General features: G+C 60.1%; 10 protein-coding genes. 4 read left to right on the plus strand and 6 right to left on the minus strand.

Translation table 11 applies throughout. The features are described 5' to 3' along the window. Positions 1-68: 68 nt before the first annotated feature. Positions 69-866: a DUF2259 domain-containing protein gene (locus NKG60_RS24345; protein ID WP_352869807.1), complete on the minus strand. Its 798-nt coding sequence runs from the start codon at positions 864-866 to the stop codon at positions 69-71. A 170-nt stretch (positions 867-1,036) separates the two neighbouring features. On the opposite strand from NKG60_RS24345, the gene NKG60_RS24350 reads away from it, so the two are divergent. After that, positions 1,037-2,944 carry a propionyl-CoA synthetase gene (locus NKG60_RS24350; RefSeq protein ID WP_352869809.1) on the plus strand — a complete coding sequence of 636 codons (1,908 nt, stop codon included), beginning with the start codon at positions 1,037-1,039 and terminating at the stop codon, positions 2,942-2,944. A 190-nt stretch (positions 2,945-3,134) separates the two neighbouring features. Beyond that, complete coding sequence (locus tag NKG60_RS24355; RefSeq protein WP_352665437.1) at positions 3,135-3,836, plus strand: metallophosphoesterase family protein; 702 nt, start codon at positions 3,135-3,137, stop codon at positions 3,834-3,836. A 66-nt stretch (positions 3,837-3,902) separates the two neighbouring features. Here NKG60_RS24355 and NKG60_RS24360 read toward each other — a convergent pair whose 3' ends face one another. After that, on the minus strand, positions 3,903-4,070 hold the full coding sequence (locus NKG60_RS24360) for a Thivi_2564 family membrane protein (protein WP_352665438.1): 168 nt from the start codon (positions 4,068-4,070) through the stop codon (positions 3,903-3,905). A 215-nt stretch (positions 4,071-4,285) separates the two neighbouring features. On the opposite strand from NKG60_RS24360, the gene NKG60_RS24365 reads away from it, so the two are divergent. After that, positions 4,286-4,738, plus strand: coding sequence for a BA14K family protein (locus NKG60_RS24365; RefSeq protein WP_352975785.1), 453 nt, complete (start codon positions 4,286-4,288; stop codon positions 4,736-4,738). A gap of 110 nt (positions 4,739-4,848) precedes the next feature. On the opposite strand, the gene NKG60_RS24370 is transcribed toward NKG60_RS24365, so the two are convergent. Beyond that, positions 4,849-4,995: a hypothetical protein gene (locus NKG60_RS24370; RefSeq protein WP_352869813.1), complete on the minus strand. Its 147-nt coding sequence runs from the start codon at positions 4,993-4,995 to the stop codon at positions 4,849-4,851. A gap of 205 nt (positions 4,996-5,200) precedes the next feature. Continuing rightward, complete coding sequence (locus tag NKG60_RS24375; protein WP_352719329.1) at positions 5,201-6,271, minus strand: sensor histidine kinase; 1,071 nt, start codon at positions 6,269-6,271, stop codon at positions 5,201-5,203. Positions 6,272-6,438: 167 nt separating this feature from the next. On the opposite strand from NKG60_RS24375, the gene NKG60_RS24380 reads away from it, so the two are divergent. Then, entirely contained in the window at positions 6,439-7,722 is a 1,284-nt protein-coding gene (locus NKG60_RS24380; protein WP_352975786.1) for a glucoamylase family protein, read from the plus strand. Between the two features lie 60 nt (positions 7,723-7,782). Here the strand turns inward: NKG60_RS24380 and NKG60_RS24385 are convergent, their stop codons facing one another. Next, entirely contained in the window at positions 7,783-10,203 is a 2,421-nt protein-coding gene (locus tag NKG60_RS24385) for a polysaccharide biosynthesis tyrosine autokinase (protein WP_352665444.1), read from the minus strand. A gap of 149 nt (positions 10,204-10,352) precedes the next feature. Continuing rightward, positions 10,353-11,249 carry a UTP--glucose-1-phosphate uridylyltransferase gene (locus NKG60_RS24390; protein WP_352975787.1) on the minus strand — a complete coding sequence of 299 codons (897 nt, stop codon included), beginning with the start codon at positions 11,247-11,249 and terminating at the stop codon, positions 10,353-10,355. Positions 11,250-11,321 lie beyond the last annotated feature (72 nt).

An 11,321-nucleotide genomic window follows, 5' to 3' on the forward strand; every position in this document is an offset into this window, starting at 1 on the left:
TATGCTCGCTGCCCTCCCGCTTTAGGGACAACAAACTCGCGTAGCGGACTACTTCTCAGCCCGTTGCCTCAGTGCGCCCGGCCAGTCACGGCGATGAAACGGCGGTCGCGCCCTTCAAATCCCTGGCTGAAGCGCTGCACGAGCACGGCAAGCACGCCCGGTTTTCCATCCGGGGTGAATGCGTAAGATTCCGACAGGCTGTAGGAAGTCGGGCAATTCCTCGAACCGGGCACCGCCTTGTCCTCATGCAGCAGCTTGATCGGCTTGCCGTCCTGACCCTGCAGTGTCAGGCGAAAGCCGAGCGCCTTGCCGGTCGTTTCGCCTTGCTGCGTCCCGTCGAAACTCGATGAACAATCCGCCGTGCTGTCGGCAAGGATCTGCTCGAGCTGGATGGTCGAGATGCCAAGCTCGTCATAGGCCGGCGAAAGCCATTTCTGCGAAACCTGCTCAAGGCGCGCAATGTCGTTGTAGGCGACCATGTCGTCGGGAAAGGTGAATTTGTCTAAGCCCGTCCGCTCGCCGCGCGGCGCTATGGCATATTTGGCCAGCAACGGCGCCGCCTGCGCCGCGGCACGCTCCCTCGCCTGCGCAAGCGTCAGTGTCGCATCCTCCGTCTCGTCGACGATGACGATCGGCTTGCCGCCGACGAACTCATCGGTCCGCGTGTCGATGATGTCGATCTCCGACCAGCCCGAATCCGAAGCACCGGCATCGAGCTTGCCGTACTGTTCGAAGGCGAAGTAGTTGCCGTCTGGCGAAAAGCCGATGATGCGCCGTGCCGCCGCATCGCCGGCCTGAGCAGCTGAAGCGAGCACCAACGCCAGCGTCGCAATCACGGCAAATCCAAGCTCGTATCGCAGTTTCATCGCGCCCTGCCCCCCAATGTTGAAAATTCGGCCGATCAGCCCCGCAGACCACGACGACCTGCATTTGCGGCCGAATTAGAACGACGGCAAACGAAACGCACAAATACATGGTTACACAAACCAGCATACGCTATTTCAAGGACAGCAAACATTCCTGGGGAGGAAGCTGGATGGCGTCACGCTACCATGAGGTCTATGACGACTGGAAACGCGACCCGGAAAAATTCTGGGCCGATGCGGCGAGTGCAATCGACTGGTTCTCGCCTTTCGAGACCGTTTTCGATGCCAATGCCGGCGTCTATGGCCGGTGGTTCAACGGCGCCTCGTGCAACACCTGCTTCAATGCCGTCGATCGTCATGTGGCGGGCGGCCGTGCCGACCAGATCGCGTTGATCCATGACAGCGCGATTTCGGGTACAATCAGGAAATTCACGTATGCCGAGTTGAAGCGCGAGGTGGTCGCGCTGACCTCGGTGCTCAAGAATCGCGGCATTCAAAAAGGCGATCGCGTCATCATCTACATGCCGATGGTACCGGAGGCAGCCTTCGCCATGCTTGCCTGTGCGCGGATCGGCGCCGTGCATTCGGTGGTCTTCGGCGGCTTTGCCTCGCATGAGCTCGCCACCCGCATCGACGACGCCAAGCCGAAGCTGATCATCTCGGCGTCCTGCGGACTGGAGCCAGGGCGCATCGTTGCCTATAAGCCGCTGCTCGACAAGGCGATCGAGATGTCGCGGCACAAGCCGGAAAGCTGCCTCATCCTGCAGCGCGACCAATTGCGCTGCGAGCTCAGGGAAAACTACGACATCGACTATGCCGACGCCGTGGCACGTGAGCGGGCCGCCGGCGCCAATGTCGACTGTGTTCCGGTGCTTGCCACCGATCCGCTCTACATCATCTACACGTCGGGCACGACCGGCCAGCCGAAGGGCATCGTGCGCGACAATGGCGGCCACATGGTCGCGCTGAAATGGTCGATGGAAAACGAGTTCGGCGTCAAGCCGGGCGAAGTGTTCTGGGCCGCTTCCGATGTCGGCTGGGTAGTCGGCCATTCCTATATCGTCTACGGCCCGCTGCTGCATGGCTGCACAACCATCCTGTTCGAGGGCAAGCCGGTCGGCACGCCCGATGCCGGCACCTATTGGCGTGTGATCGCCGAGCATGGGGTGGTCGCGCTGTTCACCGCGCCAACCGCCTTTCGCGCCATCAAAGGACAGGACCCCAAAGGCGAATTCGTCCCGAAATACGACCTGTCCAAATTCCGCACGCTGTTCCTGGCCGGCGAGCGCGCCGATCCGGAAACCATCAAATGGGCGGAGCAGAAATTGAACGTGCCCGTGATCGATCATTGGTGGCAGACGGAGACCGGCTCGCCGATGACCATTAATCCCGCCGGACTGGGCCTGTTGCCGGTCAAATACGGCTCGCCCGGCGTGCCGATGCCCGGCTACGACATCCGCGTGCTGGACGATGCCGGGCATGGGGTCAAGCGTGGTACGCTTGGCAATGTCGTGGTGAGATTGCCGTTGCCCCCCGGCTGCCTGCCGACGCTGTGGAATGCCGACGAGCGGTTTCGCCAAGCCTATCTCGAGGAGTTCCCCGGCTTCTACAAAACCGCGGATGCCGGCATGATGGACGAGGACGGCTATCTCTATGTCATGGCTCGCACCGACGACATCATCAATGTCGCCGGTCACCGGCTATCGACCGGCGCCATGGAGGAGGTTCTGGCCGCGCATCCCGACGTCGCCGAATGCGCTGTCGTCGGTATTGCCGATGCTATGAAAGGCCAGGTTCCACTCGGCTTCGTCGTGCTGAATGCCGGGGTCGACCGCGACGCCGGCATCATCGAAAACGAGGTTGTCACGCTGGTGCGCGAACGGATCGGCCCGGTCGCCGCCTTCAAGACGGTGGTGACGATCAAGCGCCTGCCGAAGACGCGCTCCGGCAAGATCCTGCGCGGCACCATGCAGAAGATCGCCGACAAGGAGGAATGGGCCATGCCGGCAACGATCGACGACCCGGCCATCCTCGACGAGATCACCGCCGCGCTGAACCGCCGCGGCATCGGCCTGTAAGGACGCCGAAGCCGAGTTGTGTCCGAAACTCCGGTATGGAACGACCGGCGCCGGACATGGTATCCACGCACAGCGCGTCATGTTGCTTCGGAATCGAGGCGCACCACAGCCATGCGAGATGCCATACGTGACCCTGTTCCAGCGATCGAGAAAGTCCCAGGCCGCGGCGCGCCGGCGGCTGGAGATCGATATGCGGGGCACCGTCGTCTATGCGATCGGCGACGTGCATGGCTGCTACAAGGAACTCCGCGCCCTGGAGCAGAAGATCCTGCTCGATTCGGTGCCCTTCGAAGGACGAAAGCTGATCATCATGCTCGGCGACTACGTCGATCGTGGGCCTCAGTCGGCGCGTGTGCTCGATCATCTGCTGGCGCCGCCACCCCAAGGTTTCCAGCGCATTTGCCTTGCCGGCAACCACGAAGTCGTGATGCTGAACTATCTCGACGGGATCATTTCGCGAGAGTCGTGGCTGGCGATAGGCGGCCTGCAAACGCTGTTTTCCTACGGCGTCGATCCGTCGCGCATGGCCGATCTCTACGGTTCAAGCGAGGAGGTCGACCGGCGCATTCGGGAGATCATTCCCGCCGGCCATATCAGCTTCATGCGCGCGCTGCCGGTCATGGTCTGTTCGGCAAAATTCGTGTTCGTTCATGCCGGCATCAGGCCCGGCATCGACCTCGCCGCGCAGGACGAGGACGACCTGCTCAACATCCGCTCGGAGTTCTTTGACGCCGCGCATCTTCTCGACCGCTATGTCGTGCACGGACATACGCCGGTCGACATTCCGAAGCTCGAGGGACGCCGGCTTGGCATCGACACGGGCGCTTTCCAAAGCGGCCGGCTGACCGCAGTCAGGATCGTAGACAACCGCGCCAGACTGATATTTTCCTAGAGCGGAATGCGATCAAATTGAATCGGGCATTGCCCAGCCGCCTGGCCGATCGCTTTCGTGTTGGCTTTAAAACACCGCGAGGTACTTCAGCAGTGAAATAATGCCGATAATGATCACGACAATTTGGGCAATCTGACGAGTGCGACCATCAAGCGGCAACCGGTTGACCAGATAAAGCACCAGAATGATTACAAGGAAAGTGATCAGAATGCTGATCAAAGGAGTGCTTGCCATTGTCCCTCACTGTATGAAACGTAGAAAAACAAGCCAGCACACCGCGGCGCCGTGTGAAGATTGCCCATGCTTATTCGAGCCGTAGCACCTGGCAAGTGATTCGAACAGCCTGGCTGGCGGTGTCGAAAGCTGTCTGACACGCCATGGAACCTTGACCTCTTTAAATCGTTTTAAATTCGAAGAGGGAATATCAACCATCCCTTCAAAGGAGATTTATGAACAAGATATTATCGGGTTTGCTCGCGGCCACGTTGTCAGTTTCATTCGTGACGGCAGCCGGGTCAGCCGGCGCAGCTCCACTGTTCCTGCCGCAAACACCTTCCGTTTCGTCCGATGTGGCGACGGTCGACTACAAGCCGTGGATGAAGCGGAAATTCAACCGCAATCGCAATTTTTCGCGCAACGATGGCGTGAACTGGAACGGTCATCGCGGCTATCATGAATACCATCGCGGCTATCGCCGCCATGGTGACTACTGGTTTCCGCTGGCGGCCTTCGCTGCCGGCGCGGTGATCAGCGGCGTGATCATCAACAACAACCAGAACCGGGTCAGTCGCGGCGATTCGCATGTACAGTGGTGCTATGACCGATACCGGAGCTATCGAGCTTCAGACGATACATTCCAGCCTAGCTATGGCCCTCGGCAGCTGTGTAATTCGCCGTACTGAGACGTAAGGTTTTTTACCGCATCAAAAACCCCGCATCGCGCGGGGTTTTTCGTAGCGGCGCCAAGGCGGCGATGGAAAGGCGAACGTAGCGTGGATCTCGGCTTGAGTGTCTATTCCAGACGGAATTCGACAGCGTGCGCTTCAGCCTCCGTAATAAGGCCGCCGTCGACGGCGGCTTCGAATGCTTTGGCAAAATACTGATCATCGGAAGTCTGGTGATCCTGGCCCGAAAGATCGACCGGATACGCGCCGATCACCCGGCCCCGTAATTTTCTCGATTACCGTCACGGTCCGCTGCATCGGTTTTTCTCCAATTAAACAGAACCTATAGCACACAGAATAGGAACATCAGCGGCAGCCGCTCGCGAGCGGCTTCGAAACATTCGAGCTACACCCACCTGATGGGACGATCTTCGAGGCACTATTCGGATAACCGCTTAAAGCCTACGCCAAGCGACCAAGCTATGCTGCTTTCGGCATCCGCGACGTGAATGTCGCTCTGGTAACGGCGATCGTCGTGCCAGTGTTGCCCGTGACGGTGTCAATGCGTGCTTCAAGCTGTTTGACAAGTGCCTCCACGATCGCTGTCCCCAGTCCCGCACATGGAATGTCGCCAACGGGTTTGCCCCACCCGTTGTCCGATACGGTCAACTTCCAATCCTCAGCATCGGTCTCATAGGTCACCAAGATCAGCGCATCGACCTTTTCTGTCGAGAATGCATACTTGATGGCGTTGAGAACGAGCTCGGTTACGATCAGGCCAAGGCTCACCGCCTTCTGGGAATCTATCCTTCCATTTTCCGCCATGACGTTGACGGCAATAGCCTGTGTTTCCCCGATCATCGAAGCGGCCAAACTGCTGCAAAGCTTCGACAGATAAGAGCCAACCTCGATTTCGTCGGCACCGGTTGAGGCATGGAGATGCCGCTGCACTTCGGCCACCGACAGCACGCGTTGATGGGCATCCTTCAGGTGCTGCCGCGTTTCATCTGAGGTGACGGACCGAGCCTTCAGCAGCAAAATGCTGGCGATGATCTGTAGGCTGTTGGCGACCCGGTGCTCCATTTCGCGCAGCAGCACATCTTTCTGGCGCAGCAAGTCTTCGGTGCGGCCGAGAAGCTCTTCCTTTTCCCTTTCGATGGCGCGGCGCGCCGTGATGTCATTGAAGGCGAGCAGGATGGTCGCGGCTGAACTGTGGTCGTAAAGGACCTTTCGCGCGTTGAGCAGCATCGTGCGCCGGCCGATATCGGGGAAATCATGCTCGACCTCGAAGCCGTCCATGGCGGTCTTCTCGGGAATGATCGTCTCCAAGAGCAGGTGAAGCGCTGGAATGTCCCACTGGCCGTCGCCCAGCGCGTAGAGCAGCGAGCCGTGCGTCTGCTCGGGGTCGACCCTGAAGGTCTGATAGAAGGAGCGGTTGGCCGCCAGCACGCGAAAGTTCTCATCGAGAACGAGGAAGGGTTCGACGATCGTATTGACGATGGCCTGCGCCAGCGTCTGCGCGTCTTCGATATTCGCAATGGGGTGGAACATAGGCTTCGAGGCCAATCCAGGGGCCGTGTCCCCTTGATTTTCTTTCTACCGGTTTGCCAGCCACCTGTCGCGAATTGAATCGGCCAAACGCAGCAGTGAGTGGCGGTCCGTGTGCCCAATTGTTTTAGGAATGGCCTTGGGGCACCCGAGGCACTAACACCGGCTCGATGATTCCAGCACTCGACCTTCCGGAAGATACTTTCGAACTCGACGATGATGCGCTGTTGGATGCTGTGCAGCGGCAGACGGTGCGCTATTTTTGGGAAGGCGCGCATCCCGTTAGCGGTCTTGCCCGCGACCGGCAGAGGACCACAGGTGATCCTGCCAACGATCTGGTGACGATCGGGGGGTCCGGTTTTGGCATTGCAGCTATCATCGTTGCGGTCGAACGGGAATGGATCGACCGCGCTGCGGCTTTACCGCGACTGCATGGCATGCTCGATTTCCTGGAAAACTCCCCGCGCTACCACGGCGTTTTTCCACATTTTATCAACGGGCGAACTGGTGCGACGATTCCGTTCCGTCGTAAGGACGACGGCGCTGATCTGGTCGAAACCACCTTCCTGTTCCAAGGTCTGATCTGCGCCCGTGAGTACTTCGCCGAGATGGCAACCGAGGAAGTTCTCCTTCGCCAGCGCGTGAACGCGCTGTTGCTGCAGGCCGAATGGAATTGGTTCACACGCGGAGCCCGGCAACTGATGTGGCACTGGAGCCCGAGCTTTGGCTGGGCGATGGACAGCCCGATCACGGGTTGGAACGAATGCCTGCTCACCTTCGTGCTGGCGGCGGGATCAACTCGCCACCCCATTGATCCGGGCATCTATCACGAAGGCTTTGCTGGTGGATCCGACTTTCGAAACGGGCGCGATCATTACGGGATCGTCCTGCCATTGGGAATGGATTCTGGTGGTCCGCTCTTCTTTTCGCAATATTCCTTCTGCGGGCTCGATCCACGGGGCCTAAGCGACCGCTACGCCGACTACTGGCAACAGAACCTCCGTCATACGCAGATCAATTATTGGCACTGCGTTCGCAATCCCCATAGCCATCTGGGATACGGCCCTGACTGCTGGGGTCTGACCGCGAGCCATGGGCCGCGAGGATACGTCGCGCATGCACCCGACAGGGACTTTGGCGTGATCACTCCGTCTGCTGCCCTGTCGAGCTTCCCTTATGCACCGGCGGAGGCGATGCGCGCACTGCGTGGCTTCCTGACCAAGCCTCGGAAACGCATATGGGGCCGCTTCGGCTTTGTCGACGCGTTTTGCGAAAGCCGCAACTGGTACTCCCGAACCTATCTGGCCATCAATCAGGGGCCAATCATCGCGATGATCGAGAACCATCGTACAGGGCTGTTGTGGCGGCTTTTCATGCGGGCGCCGGAAGTGCGCAGAGGCTTGGAGAAGCTTGGCTTCATCAGCAAGCATCTCAGAACGTCAACACCCCAATAAATCTTTGCGACGCCGGTGATTCCGCTGGGGTGCAAAATGGCCGAAACGCGCGGACTGCACTCAGGCAGCCGCCTTGGTGCGCGCTTCCGATTTTTCCAGATAGTAGCTCGAATATTTGTCGAAGAATTTTTCCGAGCCGCCGATCGCGCCATACTTGGCCAGCTTCTTCAGTTCGACCTTGTTCAGCACCGCGCCAATGATCTTCTTGGCGATGTAGGGCTCCGAACTGAGCACGGATTGCACCATCGCACGCGGCGTGCGTCCCCACTCGGTGACCAGCACGAAGCCGTCGACAAGCGGAGCGAAGGCCTTAGCGTCGACGACAGGCCCGAGCGGCGGCAGATCGACGATAATGTATTCGAAGGTTTCCTTGGCGTTATCGATGAAGCGCCGCATGCCGGCCGAAGACAGAAGCTCGCTGGTATGCGAAAACTGCCCACGCAGGACGGCCGGGATGATAGCCAGCTTGGTCTGCCGGTCGATCTTGCCGACCGACTGCCATGTCTGCCCGCTCACCACAGCTTCCATCAGGCCCTGCTCGGCCTCCATACCGAGGCTGCGGCTGAGGCCGGGATTGCGCAGGTCGCCGTCGATCAGCAGCGTTTTCGATCCGTTGACGGCAAGCAGCCCGGCAAGATTGGCCGCCACCGTCGATTTGCCTTCGCCGGGAAGGACCGAGACCACGCCGATGACCCGGCTGCCCTGGCCCTCCATGACGACGTCGAAGGCGATCTTTGCGTTGCGCAGCGTCTCGGAGAACATCGATGCCGGTGCGTCGACGGTTACCCGCATCCGCGCACGTTTTTCGGCCGCCGACAATGTTTTGGAGGGCTGGGATTTGGAGGACTTGGCGGTCTTGGATTCAACGACTTTGACGTCAGGCTGACCGCCATTGCGTTGGTCATCCTTGCCAGCCTTGCCGATGACCGGGAGATAGCCGAGGAATTTGAGGCCGACACGGTCGCGCACATCCTCGCCGGTCCTGAAGAAGCGTTCCCTGAATTCATTCAGACCACCAACCCCTGCCCCCATCATTATGCCAAGCGCCAGCGAAAGCCCCAGCACGATGGCCGTTCGCGGGGTTGCGGCCGACTGCGGCATCGTCGCGTCCGAGATGACCCGGATCTTGCCGACCGGGAAGGATTGCTGCTGGGCTGCCTCCTCATAGCGGTTCAGGAACGTCTGGTAGAGCGTCGACAGCGCCGTCGCCTTTTGGTCCAGCTCACGCAGCTTGACCTGCGACTGGTTGTCGATGGAGCTCTTGCCAGCCGCCAAGGCGACATTTGCGCGGAGCGCGGTTTCGCGCGCCAGAGCGACCTCGTATTCGTTGCGGTAGCTTTCGGTCAGTTGCTTCAGCTCGCCGAAAATCTGCGCCGATATGTCGGCCTTCTCCTTGGCGAGCGCGACGGCCTGCGGATGTTGCGGGCCGAAATTGGCTTCGACGTCCTGCTGCCGCTTGGCGACGGTGAGATAGCGGTTCTTCAGCGTCGTGATGACGGAGCTGCTCGGCTGGTCGTTCGATATCGCGGCGTCCTTGAACGCATTGTCCGAGCCGCTTTCGACGATCGACTTGTACTGCTGATAGCGGGCGCCGGCCCGTGCGGTATCGGCCTGCGCGACGATCAGCTGGGTGTTGAGATCGGACAATTGCTTGTCGCTGATCAGCTGGCCGTCATTGACGGCCAGTCCATGTTCGGCCCTGAACTTTTCGACCGCCAGTGCGGCCGCCTGGGAGCTCTCGCGGAGCTCGGTCAGCCGGCCTTGCAGCCAGACCGCCGCCCGTTCGGTCGCGTCGAAGCTGGCATCGAGCTGATCGGCGAGATAGGCGTCGGCATAGGCCTTGGTGATGGCGGTCGCAAGCGCCGGATCCGTCGCCTGGAAGGAGATGCTGATGACAAAGCTTCGGCCGATCCGCTCGGCGTCGAGTTGGTTCTGCAGCTTGAAGATTGCGTAGTCGCGGGGCGACGACGATGCGGTGATCGCGTCACGCGTCGCAGCATCAAGCTGAGTGACATCGGTTGTGCTAGCGGCGCGCTTGGGGCGGACAGACTGGATGATACCGCGCACAAAGCTTGCGACCTTCGACAGGGCCGATGTCGGAGGGTTCATGAAAGCGTCGTTCTGATCGAGCTTCAGCTTGTCGACGACCACCCCCGCCAGCCTGGCCGACTGCAAAATTTCGATCTGGCTTAGAACGGCGGAGTCGGTCTGCATGCTGACCGACGCCGCCGAAATGTCGTCGACGACCTTGTTCAATCCTTCGTCGATCAGCACGCTGCTCGTCGCCACATAGGTAGGAGGCGTCGTCTGCAAATAGAGCACGCCGAGAAAGAGACCGATGACGGCGCAGGCGGCAACCACTTTCGCCTGCCGCGCGGCCATGCCAAGCAGGCGCTCGATGTCGATGAAGTCTTCGGCGTTTGCCGCATTTGAAGCCGGCAATGGCGTCCTCTTGTCGACAGGAAAATTGGCATAGTTCATCTTCGGTCCAATTCTAGTTTGCAGGCGCTACCGCCTCGAAGGTCGGGACATAGGGTGCAAACCTTGCGCCGGACAGTGCGCGTTACGCGCGGCGCAACGGCCTGTCCTGCGTCATCAGCCGCACCCACAATGCCTCGAAAAAATGGACATTATGCGGCTTCTTCCCGACGCTGATGCGACCGGACGAATTCCTGCAGCATCTCGAAGATCGGACCCTTCATGTCCTCCCGCGCCAGCGCGAAAGCGACGTTGGCCTGGATGAAGCCCTCCTTCGAGCCGCAGTCGAACATGCGGCCGTCGAAAGGCTGGGCGAAGAAGGCCTGGGTCTGTGCGAGACGCACCATTGCGTCGGTCAGCTGGATCTCGTTGCCGGCGCCGCGTTGCTGGCTGGCCAACAGCGAGAATATCTCGGGCTGCAGGATGTAGCGGCCGTTGATGTAGAAGTTCGACGGCGCATTGGCAGGAGCCGGCTTTTCGACCATGGCCGTCACCTCGAAGCCGGTGCCGACATCCGCGCCGCGCCCGACAATGCCGTATTTGCTGGTCTCGGTCGGATCGCAACGCTCGACGGCGATAACGTTTGCGCCAGTCTGCGCATAAAGATCGGCGACCTCGGCGAGACACCCGCGCCCGCCGAAGGACACCATGTCCGGCAAAAGCAAAGCGAAGGGCTCGTCGCCGATGACTTCGCGCGCGCACCAGACGGCATGGCCGAGGCCTTGCGGCGACTGCTGGCGGATGAAGCTCGTCGCGCCGGCGACGGGAAGCAGGCTTTCAAGCGATTCGAGTTGCGCCTTCTTGCCGCTCTGCTCCAGGGTTCCGATCAGTTCAGGATGCAGGTCGAAATAGTCCTCGATCACCGCCTTGTTGCGGCCGGTGACGAAGACGATGTGCTCGATGCCGGCCTCGAATGCCTCGTCAACCGCATATTGCACGACAGGCCTGTCGACCACCGGCAGCATTTCCTTCGGCATGGACTTGGTCGCCGGCAGGAACCGCGTTCCGAGCCCCGCCACCGGTATGACTGCCTTAATGACTTTTTCCATTGCATGTTCCTTCTGAGGAGATCTATTTCAACCCTGTCGCAGGCGGCGAAACTTATCTTCATTCGCCCGCAA

Source organism: Mesorhizobium sp. M1428 (assembly GCF_040317515.1).
In the GTDB taxonomy this organism is placed as follows: domain Bacteria; phylum Pseudomonadota; class Alphaproteobacteria; order Rhizobiales; family Rhizobiaceae; genus Mesorhizobium.